At 51.8% G+C, this 24,502-nt stretch carries 22 protein-coding genes and 2 pseudogenes; 7 read left to right on the top strand and 17 right to left on the bottom strand.

Annotated elements, in window-relative coordinates; translation table 11 throughout:
* Positions 1-5: 5 nt before the first annotated feature.
* Positions 6-860 (bottom strand): hypothetical protein, encoded by an 855-nt coding sequence (locus TU80_RS19505; protein ID WP_057005164.1) that lies wholly within the window; start codon positions 858-860, stop codon positions 6-8.
* A 297-nt stretch (positions 861-1,157) separates the two neighbouring features.
* Here TU80_RS19505 and TU80_RS19500 point away from each other — a divergent pair, with 297 nt between their 5' ends.
* On the top strand, positions 1,158-1,742 hold the full coding sequence (locus tag TU80_RS19500) for a recombinase family protein (RefSeq protein WP_057005163.1): 585 nt from the start codon (positions 1,158-1,160) through the stop codon (positions 1,740-1,742).
* A 154-nt stretch (positions 1,743-1,896) separates the two neighbouring features.
* Here the strand turns inward: TU80_RS19500 and TU80_RS19495 are convergent, their stop codons facing one another.
* Positions 1,897-2,409, bottom strand: a complete 513-nt coding sequence (locus TU80_RS19495) for an antirestriction protein ArdA (protein WP_057005162.1) — start codon at positions 2,407-2,409, stop codon at positions 1,897-1,899.
* 574 nt (positions 2,410-2,983) lie between these two features.
* Here TU80_RS19495 and TU80_RS19490 point away from each other — a divergent pair.
* Positions 2,984-3,163: a hypothetical protein gene (locus TU80_RS19490; protein WP_057005161.1), complete on the top strand. Its 180-nt coding sequence runs from the start codon at positions 2,984-2,986 to the stop codon at positions 3,161-3,163.
* A 27-nt stretch (positions 3,164-3,190) separates the two neighbouring features.
* Here TU80_RS19490 and TU80_RS19485 read toward each other — a convergent pair whose 3' ends face one another.
* From TU80_RS19485 to TU80_RS31835, 6 genes are all read right to left on the bottom strand, one after another.
* A complete protein-coding gene (locus tag TU80_RS19485; protein ID WP_057005160.1) occupies positions 3,191-3,553 on the bottom strand; it encodes a histone-like nucleoid-structuring protein, MvaT/MvaU family in 363 nt (120 codons plus the stop codon).
* A 172-nt stretch (positions 3,554-3,725) separates the two neighbouring features.
* A complete protein-coding gene (locus tag TU80_RS19480; protein ID WP_225441874.1) occupies positions 3,726-5,363 on the bottom strand; it encodes a YaaC family protein in 1,638 nt (545 codons plus the stop codon).
* Positions 5,364-5,372: 9 nt separating this feature from the next.
* Positions 5,373-7,100 (bottom strand): ATP-binding protein, encoded by a 1,728-nt coding sequence (locus TU80_RS19475; protein ID WP_057005159.1) that lies wholly within the window; start codon positions 7,098-7,100, stop codon positions 5,373-5,375.
* 9 nt (positions 7,101-7,109) lie between these two features.
* A complete protein-coding gene (locus TU80_RS19470) occupies positions 7,110-8,123 on the bottom strand; it encodes an SIR2 family protein (RefSeq protein ID WP_057005158.1) in 1,014 nt (337 codons plus the stop codon).
* Positions 8,124-8,632: 509 nt separating this feature from the next.
* Entirely contained in the window at positions 8,633-9,739 is a 1,107-nt protein-coding gene (locus TU80_RS19465) for a Fic family protein (RefSeq protein ID WP_057005157.1), read from the bottom strand.
* Positions 9,740-10,072: 333 nt separating this feature from the next.
* Positions 10,073-11,020, bottom strand: coding sequence for a radical SAM protein (locus TU80_RS31835; protein ID WP_159439515.1), 948 nt, complete (start codon positions 11,018-11,020; stop codon positions 10,073-10,075).
* Between the two features lie 245 nt (positions 11,021-11,265).
* Here TU80_RS31835 and TU80_RS32745 point away from each other — a divergent pair, with 245 nt between their 5' ends.
* Entirely contained in the window at positions 11,266-11,877 is a 612-nt protein-coding gene (locus TU80_RS32745; RefSeq protein WP_084318072.1) for a hypothetical protein, read from the top strand.
* Positions 11,878-11,889: 12 nt separating this feature from the next.
* Here TU80_RS32745 and TU80_RS19460 read toward each other — a convergent pair whose 3' ends face one another.
* The 9 genes and pseudogenes from TU80_RS19460 to TU80_RS34025 all read right to left on the bottom strand — a co-directional run.
* Complete coding sequence (locus TU80_RS19460; protein ID WP_057005156.1) at positions 11,890-13,068, bottom strand: tyrosine-type recombinase/integrase; 1,179 nt, start codon at positions 13,066-13,068, stop codon at positions 11,890-11,892.
* 17 nt (positions 13,069-13,085) lie between these two features.
* The gene (locus TU80_RS31830; protein ID WP_199918170.1) at positions 13,086-13,376 is read right to left on the bottom strand and encodes a hypothetical protein; all 291 of its coding nucleotides are present in this window, start codon (positions 13,374-13,376) and stop codon (positions 13,086-13,088) included.
* 34 nt (positions 13,377-13,410) lie between these two features.
* Positions 13,411-13,620, bottom strand: a complete 210-nt coding sequence (locus TU80_RS19450) for a hypothetical protein (RefSeq protein WP_225441873.1) — start codon at positions 13,618-13,620, stop codon at positions 13,411-13,413.
* A gap of 1,032 nt (positions 13,621-14,652) precedes the next feature.
* Complete coding sequence (locus tag TU80_RS31820; protein ID WP_082643865.1) at positions 14,653-15,516, bottom strand: serine protease; 864 nt, start codon at positions 15,514-15,516, stop codon at positions 14,653-14,655.
* Positions 15,517-15,520: 4 nt separating this feature from the next.
* Positions 15,521-16,891, bottom strand: a complete 1,371-nt coding sequence (locus TU80_RS32740) for a hypothetical protein (protein WP_139272962.1) — start codon at positions 16,889-16,891, stop codon at positions 15,521-15,523.
* Between the two features lie 697 nt (positions 16,892-17,588).
* Positions 17,589-17,951 (bottom strand): BP74-related protein, encoded by a 363-nt coding sequence (locus tag TU80_RS19440; protein WP_057005153.1) that lies wholly within the window; start codon positions 17,949-17,951, stop codon positions 17,589-17,591.
* Between the two features lie 77 nt (positions 17,952-18,028).
* Complete coding sequence (locus TU80_RS19435; protein ID WP_057005152.1) at positions 18,029-18,751, bottom strand: hypothetical protein; 723 nt, start codon at positions 18,749-18,751, stop codon at positions 18,029-18,031.
* Positions 18,752-18,994: 243 nt separating this feature from the next.
* A complete protein-coding gene (locus TU80_RS19430; RefSeq protein WP_057005151.1) occupies positions 18,995-20,200 on the bottom strand; it encodes a tyrosine-type recombinase/integrase in 1,206 nt (401 codons plus the stop codon).
* 199 nt (positions 20,201-20,399) lie between these two features.
* Positions 20,400-20,462: pseudogene (locus TU80_RS34025) on the bottom strand (hypothetical protein); the annotation flags it as partial.
* A 331-nt stretch (positions 20,463-20,793) separates the two neighbouring features.
* Between TU80_RS34025 and TU80_RS19425 the strand changes: the two are divergent.
* The 4 genes and pseudogenes from TU80_RS19425 to TU80_RS19410 all read left to right on the top strand — a co-directional run bounded on the left by TU80_RS19425 (position 20,794) and on the right by TU80_RS19410 (position 24,242).
* Positions 20,794-21,510: an ABC transporter permease gene (locus TU80_RS19425; protein ID WP_046384714.1), complete on the top strand. Its 717-nt coding sequence runs from the start codon at positions 20,794-20,796 to the stop codon at positions 21,508-21,510.
* A 20-nt stretch (positions 21,511-21,530) separates the two neighbouring features.
* Positions 21,531-22,423 (top strand): annotated as a pseudogene (locus tag TU80_RS19420) (glycine betaine ABC transporter substrate-binding protein).
* 11 nt (positions 22,424-22,434) lie between these two features.
* On the top strand, positions 22,435-23,088 hold the full coding sequence (locus TU80_RS19415) for an ABC transporter permease (protein ID WP_017845447.1): 654 nt from the start codon (positions 22,435-22,437) through the stop codon (positions 23,086-23,088).
* Complete coding sequence (locus tag TU80_RS19410; protein WP_017845448.1) at positions 23,085-24,242, top strand: osmoprotectant ABC transporter ATP-binding protein OsmV; 1,158 nt, start codon at positions 23,085-23,087, stop codon at positions 24,240-24,242. Before TU80_RS19415 ends, TU80_RS19410 begins: the two co-directional genes overlap by 4 nt.
* The last annotated feature ends 260 nt before the right edge of the window (positions 24,243-24,502 follow it).

Here is a 24,502-nt window from a genome sequence, read left to right as displayed (position 1 = left end):
AGAGATCATTTCAATGCAGCAAGCCCGTACTCGGTGTACCTCGGATAGGCTAAGGTCGCATTGAGGATCGTTGCCCCGTCGGGCAACGAGCTGTAGGCGATGCCGCCAACGATACCACGTGACGGATGCGCGGGATCGTCATTGATACTTCCATTGACATTGCCCGAAACCGTTACCACACCGCTGGTGGGCTGGTAGATGCCTGATGGGCCCTTCGCAACAGTGAAGCCTTGAATCATGACCCGCTCTCCAAGCGGCTCGACGCGATGAAGAACTTGATTCAGCGAAGAACAGTTTCCCTGCGGAAATTTCCCCGCTAGTTGGAGACGTTTGCAGTTCGCAACAGCGTCCTCATCTGGGGCTTTCAGAAGTGCCGCATTGGGTATTCCCGCTGAGCGGGCGTCATATAGCCGTATGTCCGCCAGTCGCTCATAAATGCAAATCTGCCCCGCCCTATCCCCCAGCGGCTGGTCTGCCTTCAGGATATAGCCGACTTTCCGGTCATCGCTCATCGTGAAGATCATTCCGAACAGGCGCTTGTCCGGCGCAATCATCTGCGCAGACGCCACCGAATGCTGGCCCTCGGTCTTGAGGCGAGCGGTCATTGCTTCAGGTGTGTCGCAATCGCCGATATCGGCGGCGTTGGCGTTACCGACGTAAACGCAAGTGGTTGCGAAAGCCAGCGAAAGAGGAAGGTATTTCAGCACTCGTGAAATAGGTGGCGCGATACCGCATCGCCGCCCTCCTGGTGAAGCCAAGCACATCGCGTCGTCACTCGAAAATGGAAGTCGTTCCTGGCTGTCCATGGAGGGAAACGCCCCCTGCCCTCGCTGCATCGCCTGAATCTTCAAAGTCGTCATATCCGGGACTCCTTGATCGAAAGAGAAGGTGATGCGTTGCATGCGCCGGTATGCACTCGGGATTCCGCCATGGGCATCACAGGGGCTCACCAGGGGAACTAAATATGACGTTCCGAAAACGAACCCTTTTGAAACCTGGTGCTGCCTGTATGTAGTTGCGTGCGGAGTCTCAGTAGCAATTGACTCTTTGAGATCTCGTGAATAGAGTCCTTAAAGGTTCCTTTGCGGAACAACAGTAAGTGCGGCTGTGTGACCCTCCTTTTGACAGCGGTGCCTGCCTGCGGGAAAGGCAGAACCATGAAGATCGGGTACGCCCGTGTATCGACAGAAGACCAGCTTCTTGACCTGCAAATCGAAGCCCTGCGACAGGCCGGGTGCGAGCGCATCTTTGAAGAGAAGAAATCCGGCGCCCTCACACGTCGCCCGGCTCTCCATGCGGCCCTGCGCACCCTGCGCGACGGTGACGTGCTGGTTGTCTGGAAGCTCGACCGCTTAGGCCGCTCGTTGCAAGACCTCATCAAGACCCTTGGGAAGCTCGAGCGGCGGGGAATTGGTTTCTGGTCAATTTCCGATCAAATCGACACCCAGACGCCAGCAGGCAAGCTTGTATTTCACATCACGGGCGCTGTGGCGGAATTTGAACGAGCATTAATTTCCGAGCGGACGAAGGCTGGGATGCTAGCCGCTCAACGAAGAGGTCGCAAACCGGGACGGCCTGCGGCCCTGACACCGAGCCAGGAATTGACCGTTCAGCGCATGGCAATTTGCGACGACATGCCTCTGGAGGTCATTGCTGCCCGCATGCAGGTCAGTAAGACCACTGTCTGGCGGGCCGTAGCGAAGATCAGGTCAGGGACAAGGCGGCCAATGCCTGAAGTTTGACCACATTTTCGGACGGCGCTCGCCTGCTCGGAAGTAGGTAACCTGATGAAATCGGTGCGGTCCGTTGATTGCCCGACAAAGACCTCAACATGCCGCGCCCCTGTGGGGATGCGGGGACGGATTATATTTCGACATTGTGATTAAGCGCCCAAGGTTAACGATTCCAAAATATATGCACCGTTTTGTATCCCTCCTCGATGATGAACACGTCGCCGTTCAACTCCATGTCACGGGCCATGGCTTCGTAGTCAATGTAATAGCGCAACACTTCGGGAATCTCCGTGGTTTCCTCAGTGAGCTCCTGCACGTAATCCGCCAGCGATTCATAGCTGCCGCAATAATCCTCCTCGGCTGCTTTCCGGGCCTCCTCAACGCTGGAAAACTGATCCAGCAGAGCCCCGCCGAACGCCGGGAATTCTTCGATAAAACAGGCGGCCTCATGCGCAGCGTCAATCCCCGCGTATTCGCCAAGGCTGTAACCATCAAAACCTTCGTAGTCGTGAATCGCGTATTCCTCCGCGTCCCCGACCGGCGATTGCGCCAGCATGGCGTTGATTTGATCCTGAATGTCTGACGCGTCCAATGTAGCGTCGATCCAAACGCCGTGAAAGTATCCGCTGTTATAGGCGGCCAGGTCTGCAACGTAAATTCTGGGTTCGGTGGTCATGGTCTTGGCTCCTTTAAGGGCTTCGGGTGCTGTGCGTGAGGTCGCACATGCACCCCTGCCCGTCGGCGAGACCGGGGAGGTAAAACGCAAGGGCTCGGTGAAGGGAGGGGGATCACCCGGCCTGCACAAACCCATGCTTTTTTATGGGTGCGGAAGGCTGGGGATACCGTTCATCGGGGCAAAGCTTCACCCTTGCGTTGCGCCAGGGGCAGCACCCCTTAGCGGCTTTTCGTTCTTGCGAAGGGATCGTCACCGGATGGCCGGGACAAGGCTTCCATTGACCCGGAGCGCATAGCGCTTAGAGCCCGGTCAGGCGGCGAACGCCGTCAGATTCGCCAATATTTTTTCCACTTCTGATGTCGCTATCAGAGAGATCACTTCTCTTTCCACCTCACGGCACGCCTCGCGTCCTTTTGTTTGACCTGTAGCACTGCCGTCGTCTCCTCCAGCAGCAAGTCATAAATGACTCCTTCTCTCGCGTTACGGCCCAGTTGGGGTGCTGCGTGGACGACGCCTGTGCTGGCACAGCGTCACAAGGCCGCGAAGGGTGGCCGAAAGACGGTGGAGACATGAAATGAAACTGATAACGATCTTTGAACTGGCCACAAAATCTGAAAGCGAACTGCGCGTGCTGTACCGGGAGGTCTTCAATGTCGCAGTACGCGGTGACCGGGAAAGCCTGGAGCATCAGAATGCTCTGGCCTCGCTGGAAAATATCCACCGCGTCATGATCTCAAGGGCATTGCGCCCTTGAGCCTTATCTACAAACGAGCTTGGCCGATCAGGCCTGGAGCCAGGATTCCACCGTGGAAGCCCCGTATTGTGCTTTCCAGTCTTTCAAAACACGGTGATTGCCGCCCTTGGTTTCCACCACTTCGCCACTGTGAGGATTTTTGTAGCGCTTCAATACGCGCGGACGCCGATGCGCGCCTGAGGACTTCTCCACCTTACGGCCAGCGGGGGCAGGATCAAGGATGGCAATCACGTCCTTTAAGCCCTTGCCATAGGACTGCATCAGGCTCGTCAGTTTTTCTTCAAACTCGATTTCCTTCTTCAACCCGGCATTGGTTTTCAATGCTTCGAGTTGAGCAAGTTGTTCTTGGAGCTCGCGTTCAGCTGCCCGAAATTCCGCCAATTTTGACACTGTACTATCTCCGTGAGGACGCACATGCGCGTGAGACGAATATAGCAAAAAACCGTTTAAAGATTCAGAGTTCAGAACAAACTCCAAAAAAACGCGAGAGTGAACTCAAGGGCCCGTCACCCCTCAAGGGCCTTCATGACAACCTTGTGGCATTATAGCCTGCACATGAGTTTTAAAATCCACCCGGCATGCTTGAATGTATTTTTTGATTTGTGATGCTTTCTAAAAACTGCTGAGGAAGAACTCTTTCAAACACATCTAGCACCATTTTCACTAACGCAAAATGCTGATCCCAGTCACCCCCTTCTACTCGCCTCCAAGCACTTGGCATATAGCGCACAAGAATTGAGAGCGCATAGAGCAACGAGAGACTGATTGCTCTGTACTCATAAACGCCCCCGAGGACAGGCAGAATCAACGCATTTCCTTGAAAAAAGGAACTATGGTGTAAAGGTAATGCTTGATACCAGTATTCGAGGCCATCATGATCGACTCTTGCTCGGTATACTTTCGACTTAGGCTCCTCCTCTACAGCTTCAATTTCTGTGAGAGCCCAACCGTTTCGTGCTAAACGCTCAGCACTGATTTTAGAGGTCTGATCAATTAGTTTTATATAGCTGCTGCCTGTCTGTTTTCCATGCAGCCTGTGACCGGCGCCCGAATCGTAGACAGCGTGAACCCATGAAGGCTCGGAATCATAGACGTCTACGAATAACTTACCCAGCTCAGGAAGAGTCGAGAATAGTTGCTCCAATGTTGCAAAGCTTCCAGAAGCAAGATTACTTAAGTCGCTGGCAGATGTCGCTTTCTTCTTGGGATAAGCGCTAACGTCATGCCCTAAAAAACTTGCCCACCGGGGGAAAAATCCTGTTGCCAATACACCTACTGTCAGCCCCCCAAAATCGTTTGTATTGGAGGCGACCGTATATAGGCCATGGCCATACTTGGTCATACCTTCCACCTCATCGAGGTCCATAGGACCGTGCGGTGCGGCCAGCATCTCCGCAAATGCTAGTGCCAAAGAGCCATAGTACAAACTGAGAATTCTTTTATTCAGGCTTTCATTTTGCGCGCTTTTGAAATAATCGGATGCGTTTCTGATAGAGAAAGCAACGCCTGCTGCCTTGCTTTCCAACTGGTGCTCTGAAAGTTCTATTCCTTCCTCTTGAGATCTTCGCAAGATTAGCTTTTTCGCCAGTGTAGTGCTGGCGAGCTGACTGAGATGAGCCCATATACCGTCTATCGGCTTTTCGGCCGTTATTTGAATGTAGCCTTTCAGAATCTTGTTTTTTATTGTGGTTTCTGTCGGTGGCGTAAGTGCCCTACTCCATTCAATCATGAGTGGAAAAAAGTCGCTTACCGGAGTTACCTTAGATTTTATTCCGTACGCAAAACTTTCAACCATATAGAGCTCGCCATTAGTAAAAATGTGTTCCACTTCGGAATCTAAAAATTTGTAGTGCCTATTATCGGTAGCGGATGAATACATTAAAGCGACTTTATGTTCCTGACTAAGCTTTGACGCGCTTACGATAAGAAACTCTCCAGGGACATGCTCTGAATCTATTTTTGCACTCCAGCCATATGATTTCAAAGGCTTTAGAATTTGCTGGTCTGCGGCCTTGCGCAAAATATCCATTCGTACAGTCGCGCCGGTGTCAATCATTAAGTTCGCCTCCAAAAATCCTTGGTGTTTAATACTTTGAGCGTGGCGACAGGACAAGCCAAGAGCATCAAAATGCCCTGGCCTCGCTGGAAAATATGCGTCGTGTAATGACCTCAAGAGCTCCGCGCCCTTGAGGTCATCCATAGGGATCACTTACTGGATGTTTTGCTTACGCCAGTTATCGACAGCAACCGAAAGGCGCTTATCTTTTACCGGTTTTTGCCATTCATCCCAGAAATTGACCGTCCCGCTATTCGGTTTGTTTTTAGGTTCATCGATTCTGATTCTACTTGGCAGCAAGCTCGCATCACCGACAACCAAGGCCTCGCCTGTATCGAGGGTCGGCAGGATGTCGCTGAACCCACCGAGGCTATCGGGAAGAAGTCTCTTGATAACGCCCTGATCCTCGGCGTTGGTCAGCCGCATAGATACGAAGTTGCTGCATTGGCTGAGCATCGTTTTATTCACCTCGGACGGACGCTGGCTTATCACCACAAGGCTGACACCGTACTTACGGCCTTCCTTGGCGATGCGCTCGAAAATATCCAGGGAAATATCGTCAGCTGATTCCGCCATGCTTCGTTGGGGCATGTAGAGGTGCGCTTCATCACACAGAAGCGCAATAGGATGGCGCAGCTCGGATGGTGTCCACTGTTGGACAGAGAATGTGACCCGCGCGACAAGGGAAACGATCAGCGGGAGAACGTCTGATGGAACCTCGGAAAAATTGATGATCTTGATACCAGCTTTACCATTTTCTCCAGAGCTTCCGAGCACGGCAGTGGTGAACTTTTCAAGCCAGGAGAAATCCAGAACATCTCCGCCGCCGTTGAACATAAAGCCAAGACGCCGATCAGAAATTTTGTTCTCAAGGCGGGAAATCATGCGTGACAGCTTTCCGTTGAAATCCCCTTGCTTTTCACCGCGAGCACCGGGAACCATCTCGACGTTGATGTCATTCAACCGGCCCATGAGGAAATCAAGGTTAAAGGGGACCGGGCTGTCGACGGTGAAGTGCTTCAGTACATCTTTCTGGCCACCATCTTCCAGGTACTTTTGTTTCGCCTGGTTGATCTCACGCGCCATAATCATGGCCTGGTTGGGCGCATTCTGGTCACTCCGGTCAACAAACATTGCCACGAGTGCTTCATACGAAAGCAGCCAGTAAGGCAGGTAAAGCACACCATCGTTAATGGTGCGCTTAGCCTCAACATCTGCTGGACCGGCCACTTTGAAGTGCTGAATGCCTTGGCCCACCAATGGCGAGTATTCACCATGAAGATCAAAAACAATGGCGTTCGCTGTAGAGAGTCCTGCCATCTGCTCAATGATCTTGGCTGTCGTCCAGGATTTACCTGATCCGGTGCTGCCGCCGATGAATGCGTGGCGCTGGAAAAACTTGTTACCGTTGAGGTAGGCAACGGCGTGTTCGTCCAGTGTGTATTTGCCCAGTGTCAGCGCATTCCCATCGGCAGAAACGCTGGAGAGCGTACGCATGAAGCCAGTAAGGTTTTCGCCCTCTAGCGAAAAGCAATTCGCGTCGATTTCCGGGACGCTTTCCAGAGTGCGGCGAAAGACGTTTTCTTTGCCGCCGTCACGATCCAGCATGGTGCCAATCAGGGCGATTTTGCACAGGTTCAGTTCTGAAGTCTGGTCGCTGATGCCATCGCCTGCGATGTCCTCGATGCCGCGCTTGCGGGTCACCTGGGTGATGAGGCCGATGAGATGCTGTCCGGGCCTGCTGCTTTGGAGCACCGCCAGATGGTTGACTTGCAACCTTTTGAGCTGGTCGACATTTTCCACGTCCACGATCACGTTTGTCGTGTCAACGGAGGCGACCTTCCCAAGTGCGTCTTTATCCTTAAAGTTAAAAATCGGCATCTCTTCTTCCTACATGATGAGTGACAGGTAACCCTCAAGACTCCAGATGTTTTTTTCAACGGTCACCGGAGTCTCATTCAAAGAGGAGTAGACGATGGACTGGTCGTCTGTTGCTCCCCGTTCTATTGCCAGGTAATTCTGCGCCTTGCCGTCAAGAATGAGCTTCCTGGCAGCGTCTGAGAGCGCATAGGTAATGATCGTGATCGGGGTATTCTGGCGCTGGCATTTAGACATGATATTCGGCTGAATATGCTCGTCGTTGAAGCCGTAGCCAATACACAGGTATGAGTTAGCAGCGGTAATGGCCAAATCGGCATTGTGAATAGTCGAGCGATATGGCTCCAAATGCGTCGTTTGATATTTCTGAGTGCCCGGGGTCACGATTGTCGGCTTGTAGTTAGCAGGTATCCCTTGAATGTTTGAAAGGGCTACGATGTCTTCAAGAGGCGATTTGAACCAGTCCAGAGAACCGTGAACCTTCCAGATATTCACCCTGCGTGCAGACTTGATTTCATTCGGTTCGGCGCGCTGCCGAAAAAACCCGTGTGAGAAGCCCGTGTAATGATGGGCCCCCTCCTGATCGCAGGCATATTCTGCCAGCCTGTCATAATTCGTAGTGACGATATTTATTTTGGTGAGGCTGCTTTTGAACATGTGGCGCAGCAGCCGACTCAGCGGAAACATCGCTTGGCTCTGAAGGCTATCGTGGAAGATTTGAATGTCTTCAGAGCTGATGAGCGACCAGGTTGCGGTGATAATCCTGGAGGTCAGCTCTTCAGTAACGGCCACCTGATGCAGTGCCGACTCCAGATCAACGCCGTCCAATAAGACCTGGCAGAATTTCTCCCAAGCCTCAATCTCGGCAGCAGACAAGCCCGAAATGTCGGTATTTTCGACCAGGTGCTTCGCAAGCGCACCCATTCCAGACATGCCATGGGCAGCAGATGCACCGCTGCCCAGGATGATGAGAGGAGCCTTACCGTAATAGTCCTGCGCTTGTTTTTCGAAATTCAGGTCAGACAAAATTCTATCCTTGTCGTTTGTGTCGATCCTAAAAACTACGCCTGACGGCCTATCAGCCTACAAGGCTCAATACCCTTGGAATCACCGAACAGAATCCTGTGCTGATTTGGATTATGGTCAGCGCTCAACATACTCCAGAGCCCGAAAGCAGACCAGCCCCGACGATTCGCCATTCTCCAGGAGAATGCTGGCCTGCGAGCCGGGCGGATTGGCCACAAATTGGCCACAAGCTCAAAAAGCCTACGGCGGACAATGGCGGATTTCTGCGGGTTTTCGCGGGTGAGTTTTTGTGGCAAAAACCACCAAAACGCTCCAATTTGAGATCAAAAACGACCGTTAAACCATTGATTTCATTATGGAGCGGGCGACCGGCTTCGAACCGGCGACCTACAGCTTGGGAAGCTATAAAAATATCAATGATTACAGATACTTAAGTGGCGCTCGCCACACACTTGCCACACGATTCTCAAGAAACATCCAAAGCCAGCAGTGACCATCAATAAAACTGGTCAAATAACTTCAACTTCGTAATGCGTATTACGACCTTCACCAGCTTGCCTAAAAATACCGAGCTCAACGAGGTTCTGGAGGTCTCGCGCCGTTGTCGCTTTTGAGGCCCCCGTCATCTTCATGTATGTCTTCGTGCGCATATGAGTGCTTTCGTCTTGGCTGTTTTCCAGCATAAAGCTGATGATACTCATCTGCCTGTCATTCAGCTTCCCGCGATAGCGGTCGAAGATTTTAGTTTTGAACAGTGCAGCATTTATTGTTTGCTCAGTATCGTTTTGAGCATCGAGAATTGTGCGCGTGAAATAAGCGATCCATTCTGTAAGGTCGTTGGAGGTTTGAGCGTCGCTCAAAGCCCCATAGTAGGCTTTTCGATTGGACTCGATGGCCTTTGACAGGCTCATGACGACAGGGCGGCCTAACCCTTGGGAAAGGGCCTTTTCCGACAAGGCACGCCCGATGCGGCCATTGCCGTCCTCAAATGGGTGGATGCTCTCAAAATAGAGATGCGCAATGGCTGAGCGGACTGCCGGGCTTTTGAGACTATTATTACCGCCAGGGGCTGTGTCGTTGAACCAGTAGATAAAGCCTGCCATTTCTTTCGGAACATCGGAGGAAGATGGCGCCTCAAAATGGACTCGCTGTTTACCAAGAGGTCCGGAGACGATTTGCATCGGGTCCTCATGACTCCGCCATTGACCGACGATGAGACGTTTGACGAAGGGAGCCATAAGCCTGCTATGCCAGTCGAACAGCATCGTCTCAGTAAGCGGGGCTGCAAAGCTTTGCCGAACGGCAACCATCAGTTCACCGACACCCTGCGCCTTTTTGTCCCCTACCTCTTCATGAGCAGGACTGAGGCCGAGATTGTTCCGGATCGAGGACATAACATCGGAGCGCTGAATGAACTCGCCCTCAATCTCGGACGTTTTAACGGCCTCCGAAACCATAAGAGAGAGAATTATTTCCTGCTGGGCATTGTCGGGCAACCCTTGCAGGAGTCCGGCGATATGGCCAGTTTTCTCTGCAAAGTCAAAAAGAAGATCTTCCACGAATGAAAGATCGTAACGAAAGTTGGGCCAATCAGGTTGTTGCCAGTTATACGTCATGAGACGAATATATCCCTTAATCGTCTCATTTCCAGCTAATTAATGAGACGGATAGCCCGATTAATCGCCTCATTAATATAGTTAATTTACTCTCTAGATGAATGAAAGGACTTATGGCCTTGGAAGCTAAATAAATATGTATAGTTATAACTACTTAGTTAGTGCTAGCCACATATTTGCCACACGCTCCTGAAGGAATATATAGGGCTAGCACAGCGCTAACGCCAACCGGCAGCGCCTCACTCATTAAGATGGACAGAGTTGCCGCACAGACAAACCTCGGGCCGTCGCGGCTCCTCCTCACCCTTGTAATGACTATATCTGCCTAACGACTTAACGTCCTGGGGTACAATTCCCGTTGGGAGGGCACTTGTGACCCGCATTTGGTCCGCAAGGCGGGCATTGCCTGGAAGGCCCGCATTCTGGAATGCACTGCTTATTATTAGGGCCACACTCCGGCTGACAGAAGGCGTCGGTAGAGCTTGTTGCCTCCGCAATTCGTTGTCTGGTTGCCCTCAACGTTTCTGAGCAGTTGATCTCCGTGAGATTGCTGAATAGTACAGAGCCTACCGGCCACTGCTTCGACATGATGCATGGGGCTACGACTCCATCAGGTCCGATGGCTAGAACCCCTTCGGCACAATGACCACAAAGCTCCGTCATCGAGCATGTATCGTTTTCTTGCGCTCGTCCAAATCCACGGATGCGATCGTACCCAATATTCATAACCCCCATCTCTGTCAGGTAGTTAAAAACAGACTGATACTCACCTGAATTCGCCTCCATCTCTATAAGCCCGACCCGCAGATCAAGGCCTGCTGCGAGAATTTTCCGCATATTCACTGTTGTGCGGCTAAAGCTTCCAACCGAACCAGTAATTCCGTCGTGCGTAAGAGCATTAGTTGAATAGAACGATGTGGCGACAGAAATCCTGTATTTTTTGAAAGTATCTATTAATACGTCGCTTACTTTAACAAGGTTTGTGAACACCTCTACAAACTCGTAACCAATTTTTGAAGCGCGCTCAATCAGCACAGGCAGGCTTTTGTTTAGTGTCGGCTCGCCACCGATAAACTGAATTTGGCGACAGCCCAAGGCATAACTTTCTTCGATCAGCCGGAGATAATCAGCCTCGGTTAGGAAGTCTCTGTCGCCACTATATGGGCTAGACCCCGAGTAACAGTGGCTGCATTGCAGGTTGCATCGATTGGTTAATTCAAGCCACAAAAAATCAAATTTCGGCTGGTTTGAAGGTACGTTACGAACAGGTTCTTCGTGCATAGCATAAAGTCTCCTTAGATCGAGAACGGTTTCAGGCATCGCCTGGTTAACGGCATTGAAACGCTGAAGCGAGCTTCAATGGCGCACAAGAAGCGTAGGTCCATCACTTCACTACTGCAAACGCAGGCTTGCATTTGGTGCTGCCAGCCTGCTTTTTTCTAGCCTAATATGTAATGTTATGCTATATCTAAAGAAAGCGAGGAGCATTGCCCCACAACACCCCTGTATTACTCGATGAAATTGTAATGAAAACGCAGGAAATCCTGCGTTACGCCACGAAATTGCATACCGACTATTTGAATCAGCGAGACTTAACGGAGTTACAAGCAGCTTTCGCTGGTTGCTGTGGCCTGGCACAGTGTGTCGCTGGATATGCATTTCAAGACCTAGGCGTGCCAGCCAAGCCGTTAGCTACTCAATCTCTTGAAGGTTACTGGATGCAGGGTCATGCCGCGCTTGTTGTCGAAGTCTCGGAAGGGCCGGATAGTGGGTGGTATCTTATCGATCCAACTTTTTGCCAATTCTGTGTAACGGAGGCATCCGAGGCTGCTCCTAGCCCTGCGAATTATCTAAAGCAAAGCGGTGCAGGCTTGGACATTATCACCTCGCTACGCAGTAGGGGTTACTTAAAATTGACGCCAGCGAACGCCGCACTTTATCTCTCCGCATTTTGCAAGGGTATAGCACCGCTCCAGTCCGACGAGGCGATGGCCTTTATGAAGAATCCGCCGCCGCATCCATATCACTTCCGCCGTGACATTGAGTGCGAGGATTACAGCCGAGAAAATCTCGCGCGATATAATCAACTAATTGATTGCAGCAGCCCGTCACTGCGTTCGATTACACGAACCCCATAACAAAAAGTCCCGTCAATCAACTTGTGACTTACTGTCTGTCATCTGGAAGATCATCCCCTGGCGACGAGTCTTTTTGTTCTCGGCCTGGCGAATGAGATGGGCATAAACATCGAACGTAGTACTGATGTTTGTGTGACCCATAAGGGTTTTGATCTTTGCAATGTCCGTCCCTTGCGCGATTAGGACGGACGCAAAGTAGTGCCGCAGCAAATACGGCGAGTACCGCGATCTGACGACTTCCTCGTCGTCAATCTTCTCAATCTTGATAACACCTGCCTTCTTACAAACCTCATCGAACCCGCGTTTGCGCCAGTTATCGAGCGATTGCCACGTCCCTGTCTCGGTCGGAAAGGCCAGATCATAGTTGTTCGGGCCTTCGTGACCTTTGATGTACTCGGACACGATGTCCAGCGTGATGGGGCTTAGCTCGATGAAACGGCGGGCTGCTGGTGTCTTGGGGACAGACAGATCGCCACTGCGATCAATGGCGCGCTCTACGTGCACACCGCCGTCGCGGAAACTGCTTCTAGCAACGGCTACATACTCCTGCGGACGCATGCCGGAATCTACGGCGAGGTACAACATTGGGCGATAGCGCTTCCAGGCATTCTTGACGCGGAGATTAGTCGAGTTGGCGAGATCGTCTGCCGCTTGCAGGAGGTCTCGTACTTCCTGCTCTGACGGAATGACTACCTCTTCGTCGTACCGTGTTTCCTGGCGCACGCCAACGCCGAGGGCAGCGTTCGACTCGACTGCGCCGCGTGTCGCCATTTCAGCAACGACTGCGTGAAAGTAGGTCAGCGTCTTGGCTGCTAGGTAGCGACCGTGTTCGTTGATCAGCCAGGATCGGAAGGCCACGACATCAGGCTTGGTGAGACCACGCAGATCTGTCTCCCACGTATAGCCCTTCATGATCCTGGCGATATAGGTGTAGTAGTCGAGGGTTGCCTTGGAGACCGGGGGCCTGCCGTCGCGCCCCTCTTTCTCACAAATGCTCAGCCACTTGTCGATGGCCTGAGGCACGCTGAGTCCGCCTCCGGCATGTGTCTCTTTCGGGGATTCCCGAAACTGCCGCGCTTCTTTGGCCGTTGCGAAAGTCTTATAGGAATAACCTGATTTCGAACCCTTGTCCGCATAGCGAACCTGGTACGTAACACCCTTCTTTCCTATCTTTTTCCTGATATCCGACATGATTCTGCATATCGCAATTAACTTTTTCGGTCAAATACACTCCGAAGACTGGCCGCATTAATATGTGCATTATTTTGAGCATTCACCTGACAACTGGTATAAATCTCCACCAAAAGGTTTTTATCAATTTTCAATCGACCATCGATGGGATCAACAAAAAATGGAAGCTTACGCTTTCCGTTTGCATCCGGGTCTGCCGCCCGCTTTATTTGCCGCTGGGTAAGCTCAACTCCGCTTTCAGCGAGTACATTTCTTGCTTGTTCAATATTCACATAGCGAGGGAATTCCATGACAATATTAATCTCCATTTTTAATTATCCAGACACAAAATTTTATTTCTAACTATATTTTAAATTCTTCAGCCGAACACCGATACGGCCCATGACTGAATAATTTATGGACTGTTTGTCCATACTTGTTTCGCAAGACAACATCCTCTCCAAACTCATTGATCGGATTAATGTACAAGGTTGCGCCCTTTAGGTGCTCAACACCAAACTCCTCCTCAAGCTCCAGGAGCTTCTCATAAAACGCCTGACGCAATTGAGGCATTGTCATGTCCCCCTTAATTATAATCTGCATTCCTAATATCTCTTTCTGTCATATACAAAAGTTCAGGATCAATATTTTAATAGTGTTACTAATTCAGTTTACAACTAATTAATTTTCACACTTTTTAGTTGTGATTCTTTCTCGATCTCTCTGCATCGATCTGCGAAAGTCCGCCACGATCCGGATAGACCTTAAGAGGAATACGAGAGGCGGCTCCCGCAACGCCCTCATGTAGCGTAGAAGCCATGATCCCGAATGGGGAAATGAGATGAACGCCTATTATTCGACGAAGGATTTATGCGAGCGTTTTCGCTGCTCAAGCCGCACGCTGTTTCGCCGCATGAAGCGAATAGCGAATCCATTTCCGGCTCCGTGCATGAAGCACGCTGGGAGCTGCAACCTCTGGGACGCCGGTGATGTTTTCGAGTGGGAGCAGCGCGAGCGCAAACGCACACTCGGTGCAATCCGGACTACAGATTCAGCATCGATTGATGGCTGGAGAATAGACGCTATGCTGGGCAGTTCTGAGGTCGGACATTAGAGAGCTTTCTCAAAACAATAGCATGAGCTGTGCCACGTTGAGATTCTGCTTCGGCAGAAACGCGACTATTGCATGTGACCATCTGAAGGCTTCTATTTGCAATCCGCATGTAAATCGCGAAATCTTCCAGCGTCACAGACTGCGACCTCGCAACCGGGCGACGAATACCAGTATTTCAGCCAGCCTCAGCGTAACCGCAAAGCGAGGAAATCAACATGTGCGCTCGCTTTTCCACTGTAGAAACGTGGCTTATTTCATATCCAGAAAGGCAGCACTGCCTCTTTTATAAGGTCCAGCTTTTTTTGTAGTGTCAGCAAGGTCAATTGCTCCTGAAGGAGCATGACCGCCTTGCTCGATCTATTGCTGGCGCGCAGTCCTACCATTCGACTTGAAGCGTAGCTCCTTAATATTTGGCACGCTTCGAGCCATTCAGCACATACACGTGGGATCGCTCAACTTTTGACCTGAAACGCGTCCATCGCAAAAGACATTTAACACCGCAGCTCACGAATATCTTTGGCAGTACAACGCGAACTGACAGAAGTTACCGCAATCTTGCTAATCCAGTCCATGTAAGCTGAAACTCCTGTATAAACACCTGGCCCCTCACCACACCCACGCCCAAAACTAACCACTCCAACTTGAGTAATTTTACTCCCTCCCCTCACATATAGCGGCCCGCCACTATCCCCCTTACAAGAATCTTTTCCGCCCCCGCCAGCACAAATAACATTTGATGGAAGCTTATCACTCAAGCCAACTGCTTTCTCGCATAACGAATTTTTTACAACCTTAATTTCCGCCTCCATGAGATAGCGAGAAACAGGATTTCCAATAGCAGTTTTCCCCCATCCAGAAATTAATAGCGCCTGCTCAGGCGCTATTAATTTAGACTCAGTCAATGCATCTGCCAGAATCACATAACCAACATCAGACACAGGCTCTTCCAACTCAATTAAAGCAATATCATCTCTGGAAGGCTTGCAACGATAATTTGGATTAATCACTGTATTTTTTGGAGCCACAAGTTTTGCGCTAACAACTAAATCAGTACTTCCATATAGTACCCAGAACCATCCCGCCCTAGGCTTCTCACAATCCAATGGATCCATCAAACAATGCGCAGCCGTTAGTACCCATTTATTATTAATCAGCGTACCACTGCAAAATATTCCATCCAAATGGGTCCTACCGGACTCAACCAACGCGACTTGCCATTGATTTCCATCCGGTTTAGCCATATGCCCGCCATGGATCAAATAATCAACTACACTTTGGGGCTCATATTCTCCGGCAGACGCGCCTTTGCAAACCATTAACAACATTATAAAAACTATAACTTTTCGAGCGATCATTACATCATTCCTCTAAGTACGAATAGAGCAATGGAAGTCCTGCACTCCTGCGACTATTGTTGGACGCTATTTTCGCCTTAATCAATTTAACCCTTGCCGCAGCTAGGTCATGCAAACTCGATTTTTCATCCTGCATTACGTCCGCCAGCTCCGCCTCCGCCTCATCTACGTCTAGATCCGAAAACACAACATCCTGGCGCCCAGTTCGTTTGGCCTCTTCCTTAGCGAGTTTATTTGCTTTAACTTTTGATGATATAACTTTATCTTGTATAGCAGTGCTCAATTCTGTCTCCGAAGCTTTTAAAGCCTCGCCCAAGTAAGCAGCAAACTTACTACCCTTACTTACTTCCGTTATAGTTGCCGACGTATTGAAAAACCCGAACCCCCGCCCCTCTAATTTTTTATCTAGCTTAAATTCCTTGCAATGTTCCTTCGTCAAGTCTGGTGTACAAAAACTGCTTGCCCACTTTTGATTACTATCATTTCTTTCGGCTTTTTCAAGCTTATGCTCGAATTCCTGGCGAGCAGCCTCCACCATGAAACCACAGCGCTCATCGTTGATGCCAAATTTTTTAGGGACTTTTGTGTTCAGTGATTGCACTTCAGCACAGTACTTTTTTACAGCATGGTCAACATCACTATCGGCATACAAGGAGGGACGAGTGGGAAGATCACTTTCAGGGCTCGGCACCAAAACGCTGTAAGCCAAAAGATAGGGAGCAATTTCTTTTTCACGCTTTTCTTTTGCTTTATTTACATCAGCCATTTCTGCTGGAAATGCAAGAGGCGAACTCTGCACCCCAAACAAACGCCAGTCCCCTTCCTTAATACCTTCTTTAATGCCGTCCCTCAGACCCACAGATTTAAAATTTATAATAGTAGAAGCAAATGGAACGCTCTCACCTAGCGCGGTTAAATTAATCGCGACTGAATAATCTCGGACAGAAGACGAAAACCACGACCTATCTTCAAATTTTTCAACCTTCAGATAAACTGGTTTAAGCTGAAAATACTTTGCCCCTTTCAATGGCACAACTTTCAGCTCTGCCCTAAAAATCGTATCGACCAATCCCTCTAGGTCTGCAATATTTGACGCCGAGGTCCCCCCAGGGGAATCATTGACATTCTTAAAGTGGCCTCGAATAACAATTAAACAACCGACATTTGATTTTACTGTCAAATCAGCATCCTGTGTCACACTATAAAAATAATCATCCACATTTCCAACACTAACTATAGACTTACTTTCCCCCGCTGCCTTCAAGGATGCTGCCGCAGCATCAATTGCGCCGGTGATAAGTTGAGGTGCAACTACTGCAATCAAGCCTCCCAGCACCAGACTGCGATTATCACCAACTTCCTTTTCGTCAATCAAAGCGGGACACTTCTGTGACCAAGCGATTCTTGTCTGCAGAGTTCTATCGCTTTCTCCAACGCTTGCACAACCGGATAACAGCAAGCAGCAAATGAGTACTGTATTTATCCGCATGGCGGCAACCCCTACGAGTAGAAGCAATACGAGCGACGCATCCTAAATGCTAGCCGTCATTCGACAAATTACAAACGGAGCATCTCAACTTTTTATCAAGCGCAAATTAAATAACAGGCTATAATTAATCGTTTTTTATTTTACCGATCTCATTTTCTTAATTTCTCCCGCCTCGAATAACAAAAGGACAGCAGCAATGCGCTGACGCCACACCTGCAGAAAAATCAGATACACCGCTCGTAAGGGGCTTCAAGTAGCGAAATAGGCCGCCATCAACGTAGCTGGCGGGCGAACGTCAATCAGGCAGTAATCTGCGCACGTCAATTAAAACGGTAGAGGAGGGACTGGGCGACGGCCGGTAATAACACGTTGAATAGGCACGAGCCGAAGAAGGCTGAATTTCCTCCCCTCCGTTCACTCCCGCGCTTGCCAATATTTCTTAACTATTGAAGTCTCGCTTCGACAGGTCGAAAAATGTACTCAATTATAATATGCACTTGATAAACTCCTCAGCCCTGGCTTACCGCCTTGCCTTGAGCATCACAGAGTGATGAGCTAAATTTAATGATCTACTGTCGCGTCGTCATGAGCGCATACTACACTCCTCAATGACACTGGAACTCCAAGGGCACCAAATGCTACGCGGCAAAAATGAGCCTCCAACCTCATCTAAATGATGCTTTATGTATTCTAAATTAGCGTCACACACTTCTATCTGGTTCTCAAAAAAGTCAACCGTGGAGGGCTCCAAGTGAAATTCCCACCCAGGATTATAGTCCACACTACTTTGAACAATGATCCCTTGCAAATGAACGCGCGTCAGTTCCTCACCGGAAATTACCCGCCTTGCGTGCAATATTTTATTAGCATCAATTAACTTAAATACGAATCGCTGGATTGACCCATCCTTGCTTAATTGCTCCATAACAAAATATGCTTCCATCATTAATCTCTCATTAGAGCGGGGACAACAAACTCCCGCATTTCCGATCAAAAATCACTAGCATTCTTATGCCGTGATAATTACGCAGTTCGCGATATACGATCAAATACACCGTCCGCTGCAGGACCACCTTCTGATGTTTGTCGAGGCTCTCGGCAATGCTGCTCCTTCTCCTTCCGTTCGTTCTCCAGCTTGCGTCTTTCTTGCTCATCCTTTTCTCTTTGTTTTTCGCGCTCCTTGTCGTATCTGTCCCATATACCCAGGGCGGCTTCCACAACAAGTGCTGCAGCCACAATCCACTCTGCAACAGCTAATGATGCTTTAACTTCAGGCAGCTGAGCAGAACTATCCAACTCACCTTTAATTTTAAGCAAATTGGCGCGATCCGCGTAAATTCTTGTGACATTAATGCCTCCTTGCAGCACCAAATATAAACCCGTTTCCGCACTACCCTCCACTCTCAAAGATTTTAGGTCTTTCGTTGAATCATTAATAGTTTTTAGCGTATCCAGCGAAAAAAAACCGTTTACAGGTTTCCACTCAGACTCCAGTCGAGGAAGTGCTCTAGCAGGAGATTCCGCGAACTCCTCGTACAAATCAAGAGTTTCTGCTAATTCCCACGCAAATCGCCCCTGATCTACCGAATTAAGTTCCTGACTTTCTTTCAACCCGGACACAACCTGCGCTATCTTATTTATACTATCCGGAGTAAGGAGCATTTCAAATTCAGTACGCAGCCTCACAATCAGGTAGGGATTTCCTGCCTCACTAATTGACCCGACCACCTTGATTTCTGCTTTCATAGTCGCCACCTATATTTCAATTTGATATTAATGAAATTCAGTCAGCACAGCTACATATAACCACTATAGTGTAGAAGGCGGAATCATAGTTTGCTGAAAAATTTTGAACGCAGATTTTGCGAAGTCTATGGTTGCTTTGGGACGAAGACTTCATAGTCCCAGATAAATTCTTATCCTGACTGAGTATTATCAGTCCAAGTATGTTGAATCGCGCTTTTTGATTAGTTCTACTGCGATGGGATTTTATAATGTTAGAGCTATGAGGCGCTGCCACCACGCGCTATAGGCGTCCTTCTGCTCCGACAGATAGTCATACTGGTCGTACACCTGCCAGCTCCCCGGAAGCTTGTGACCGAGCATGATTTCGGCGATATGGGGCTCGGTCAGGGTCGAGAAATTGGTGCGCGCGGTCTTGCGCAGGTCGTGAACCGACCAGTGCTGCATTTCGTATTTCTCATGTCGCCGCAGCCACTGCATGATGTTGTAAGGCAGCTGCAAGGGAGCCCCCGCCCCCATCGGTTTGGTTGTGCCACTGTTGGTGAACAGGAACTTGCCCTCGGCGCTGAGCGCCACGGCCTGTTTGATCAGCGCCTCAATATCCGGGGTGATCGGACGCAGAAGCGGCTTTCCTGAAGCTTTGCCCAGCTTGTGGTTTTCAGTGGGCACCGTCCAAATCTTCTTGGCAAAGTCGAAATGGCTTTTTTCGCTAAGACGCAACTCGCTGTTACGGCATCCGTAGATCAGACACAGCTTCAGGAAAATCTTGTTCTTGGTCGCCATGCGCGATTGCTCCATGGCTTTCCACACCAGCTTGATTTCATCGTCGGAAAGGGAGCGCGACCCGACGATTTTTTTGATCTGCAAGTCTTCCTTGGCGTTGATCTCCGATAGCGGGTGCGAGGGGATTAACCGGCGCTTCACACCCCATTTCAGCATCTGTTTGGCATTGACCAGGATGCGTTCGGCGATACCGGGCCTTGCTTTGGCTTGCCCCTCAAGAAGTGCTAGCCATTCGTGCAGGGTGACTTTCCCGGCAGGAAGCTTGCCGACTCTAGGGAACACATGGATCTCGAAAGAGCGCAGGATTTCGTGATGCCCCTTCTTGTTCCCTTTGCAATACGCCTCGTACCACTGGCGAAACAGCGACTCCACGGAATCTGCCTGGAGGATCGCCTGCTTCTCCAGCTGCTTCACCACCCTCGGATCGTGTCCCTGCTCAAGCTGGGAACGCAGGCGCTGCGTTTCTGCGCGCGCATCCTTGAGTGACATCAGCGGATAGGTGCCGAGATCAAGGCGGCAGGGGCGACCGTCATAGCGAAAGCGCAGCTGAAAAGTGATCTTGCCCTTCGGGGTGACGCGCACACCAAACCCGTCGCGGTCTGATTTCTCTTCACGTGTACTGCGGGGTTTGCCGTTGTTGGCCTTCAGCCATGCGTCTGAGATCGCCATAAGCTCTCCGGACTGCGTACATAATTTTCTGGGTCTTCCGAAAGGCTGTTTTGTGTACGCTGCCATGTACACAAACCCTGTGGCTCAGCTTGTCTTCGGGTGTCTCAGATTGTCGCGGTCGCGGTGATTTTCATCAATGGAATCAGTAGATAAAATCGGAATATGACGGGGCCTGTCTTCGCCTGACTCAGAGGGTAATGTCAGGGTGGGAAATAATGGCGAAAGTGCGGCGTTTCGCGACTTCGGCGGCCTGGTGGGTCATGGGAAATCGCCTGGCAGGTGAGTCAAAAAAGGGCGGCGAGTATAGCGCAAACCCAGGGTGCCGGACCACCGTTCACCCGGTTGGGGGTGGCTAAATACTGCCAAGTATGGAACCTTTTAAAAGGTAGAGACGTCCACTCCCCTGCAACCGCACTCGAAACAGGGGCTGAAAAATCAGCAAGTTAGTCTGACGAGGCTGCGCTCATGGCTTGACCTCATGCCGCTTTTGCCGGCATGGGCGAGCTGCTTTTCGCGACCACATTCAACGGCAGCCAGCAGTGGCATGCCACGCAGGAATGTGTTCGCCGACAGAAGAAAAAAGGAGTCCGCCTGTGGCTATTCGCTATGGCAAAGGGCTGATAGGAGGAGCGGTTGTCGTCGCTCTCCTGGCCCTGCTGATCCACTGGATCGGCATCAACACCATCGAACTGTACCGCGACGATTTGTTGTTTTACCTGCAAGCTCACCTGATTCTCGTCCTAGTCTCCATGCTGGCCGCCCTGATTGTGGGCCTCCCCGCCGGTATCCTGCTCAGCCGCCCGAACATGGTCGGGCGCGCCGAACGCTTCATGCAGATCTTCAACATCGGCAACACCGTCCCTCCCCTGGCCGTACTGGCCATCGCCCTCGGCGTCCTCGGCATCGGCAGCGGCCCGGCGATCTTCGCGCTGTTCCTCGCTTCATTGCTGCCCATCGTGCGCAACACCTACGAAGGCCTGAAAAACGTCCAGGGCTCGCTGAAAGAAGCCGCCACCGGCATCGGCATGACCCCGCGCCAGGTGCTGTTTCGCGTCGAATTGCCGAACGCCGTGCCGATCATCATCGGCGGCGTGCGCGTGGCCCTGGCGATCAACGTCGGCACCGCGCCGCTGGCATTCCTGATCGGCGCCAACAGCCTGGGCAGCCTGATCTTCCCCGGCATCGCCCTGAACAATCAGCCGCAATTGCTGCTCGGCGCCGCGTGTACCGCGCTGTTGGCCCTGCTGCTCGACGGTCTGGTGACCATGGGCAGCCGCCTCTGGCTGGAACGCGGAGTGCGTGCGTCTTAAGGCTCGGCAAAGGAATTCACATGAAAAAACTGACATTGATATTGAGCTGCGTCCTGCTGTTTGCAGGGTTTGCGCAAGCCGCTGAAAAACCGGTATCCGCATCGGCGCACGGGTGTTCACTGAACAAACCCTGCTCGCCGAAATCACTTCCCAGTACCTGCGCACCAAGGGTTACGACACCCGCGTGACCGGCGGCCTGGGCAGCAACCTGGCGCGCAGTGCCCAGGAAAGCGGGCAACTGGACCTGATCTGGGAATACACCGGCGTGTCGCTGGTGGCCTACAACCATGTGGACGAGAAGCTCGACAGCGAACAGTCCTACGCTCGGGTGAAAGAACTCGACGCGAAAAAAGGCCTGGTCTGGCTGTCGCCATCGAAATTCAGCAACACCTACGCGCTGGCATTGCCTGAGAACGTGGCCCAGGAATTCCCGCAGATCAACACGATCAGCGATCTGACCCAAGCCCTCGCGGAAAAAACCAAGGCCACGCGCCTGGTGGCCCTGGACACCGAGTTCGCCAACCGTTCCGACGGCATGGGCGGCATGGTCAAGCTCTACGACATGAACCTGACCCGCAGAAACACCCGGCAGATGGACGCCGGGCTGGTCTACACCGCGTTGCGTAACGGCCAGGTGTTTGCCGGCTTGGTGTACACCACTGACGGGCGCCTGAATGCCTTCAAATTGAAGCTGCTCGAAGACGACAAGCACTACTTCCCGGACTACACCGCCGCGCCGGTGGTGCGTCAGGTGTACCTGGACGCTCATCCGCAACTGGCCGCCGATCTGAAGCCACTGGCCGCACTGTTTGACGATACAACCATGCGCGAGCTGAACGCGCGGGTCGACGTCGACCATGAAAGCCCATCCGCCGTCGCCGCCGCTTTCCTGCGCCAGCATCCACTCAACTAAGAGGAGAAGACATGGAATTTTTAAACGCCTTTTCCCATCTTGATTGGGCCCAAGTCCTGCACCTGACCTGGCAGCACATCACCCTGGTCGGCATTGCCGTGATCCTCGCGATTGTCGTCGGCGTACCCCTCGGCGTGCTGATGACCCGCTTCCCGAGCCTGGCCGGCCCGCTGCAAGCCAGCGCCACTGTGCTGCTGACCGTGCCGTCCATCGCCCTGTTTGGCCTGCTGCTGCCGTTCTACTCCAAATTCGGCCAGGGCCTGGGGCCAATGCCGGCGATCACCGCCGTGTTCCTCTACTCCCTGCTGCCGATCATGCGTAACACCTACCTGGCCCTGACCGGCGTGGAACCGGGCATCCGCGAAGCCGCCAAAGGCATCGGCATGACCTTCGGCCAGCGCCTGCGCATGGTCGAACTGCCCATCGCCGTACCGGTGATCCTCGCCGGTGTACGCACCGCCGTGGTGATGAACATCGGCGTGATGACCATCGCCGCCACCATCGGCGCCGGCGGCCTGGGTGTACTTATTCTGGCTTCCATCAGCCGCAGCGACATGTCGATGCTGATCGTCGGCGCCGTGCTGGTCAGTCTCCTGGCCATCTTCGCCGACCTGCTTCTGCAATGGCTGCAACGCTCGCTGACTCCAAAAGGACTGCTCAAATGATCGAACTTCAACACCTGACCAAGACTTTCCAAAGCAACGGCAAGACTGTCTCCGCCGTGAACGACGTAAGCCTGACCGTCAACGAAGGCGAGATTTGCGTATTCCTCGGCCCCTCGGGCTGCGGCAAGAGCACCACGCTGAAAATGATCAACCGCCTGATCAAGCCCACATCGGGCAAGATCCTGATCAACGGCGAAGACACCACCGACCTCGACGAAGTGACCCTGCGTCGCAACATCGGCTACGTGATCCAGCAGATCGGCCTGTTCCCGAACATGACCATCGAGGAAAACATCGTGGTCGTGCCCAAGTTGCTGGGCTGGGACAAGCAGAAATGCCACGACCGCGCCCGCGAGTTGATGAGCATGATCAAGCTCGAGCCCAAACAGTACCTGCACCGCTACCCGCGTGAGCTGTCCGGTGGCCAGCAACAGCGCATCGGCGTGATCCGTGCGCTGGCGGCGGATGCACCGTTACTGCTGATGGATGAGCCGTTCGGCGCGGTCGACCCGATCAACCGCGAGATGATCCAGAACGAGTTCTTCGAAATGCAGCGCGCGCTGAACAAGACCGTGATCATGGTCAGCCACGACATCGACGAAGCCATCAAACTGGGCGACAAGATCGCCATCTTCCGCGCCGGCAAACTGCTGCAGATCGACCACCCGGACACCCTGCTGGCGCACCCGGCGGATGAGTTCGTCAGCAACTTCGTCGGCCAGGACAGCACCCTCAAGCGTCTGCTGCTGGTAAAAGCCGAAGACGCGGCAGACAACGCCCCGTCGGTCAGCCCGGAAACCCCGGTGGCCGATGCCCTGGAGCTGATGGACGAACTCGACCGCCGCTATGTGGTGGTCACCTGCGCCGACAACAAGGCGCTGGGCTATGTGCGCCGTCGCGACCTGCACCGTCAGACCGGCACTTGCGGTCAATACCTGCGCGAATTCAACGCCACGGCCGCGTATGACGAGCACTTGCGCATCCTGTTGTCGCGCATGTACGAGTTCAACCGTTCATGGTTGCCGGTGATGGACGCCGAGCGGGTGTTTTTGGGCGAAGTAACCCAGGAATCGATTGCCGAGTACCTGAGCTCCGGCAAGTCGCGTGGCGGCAAGACCAGTATCGTTTCGCCCGCCGAGACCGCCCTGGCCTGATCTGACACAACACGCTTAAAACTGTGAGAGGGGGCTTGCCCCCGATGGCGGTGTATCAGTCAATATATTCATGACTGACACACTGCCATCGGGGGCAAGCCCCCTCCCACATTTGGTCCGTGGTGTGTCAGGGAAATCCCCCTGATTATCCGCCTGCGGGGAACATCAATCCGTCACACCGGTCGGTTACATAAGTAGCTGCACCCGGTCCCGCGACGAACGCGTGCAAAAACGCGACATTTTTAGTTGATCTCAAGCCC

It is taken from the genome of Pseudomonas veronii, assembly GCF_001439695.1.
Taxonomy (GTDB): Bacteria; Pseudomonadota; Gammaproteobacteria; order Pseudomonadales; family Pseudomonadaceae; genus Aquipseudomonas; species Aquipseudomonas veronii.
The sequence above is the reverse complement of the archived record's forward strand: the minus strand, read 5'-3'. Positions and strand labels throughout refer to the sequence as shown.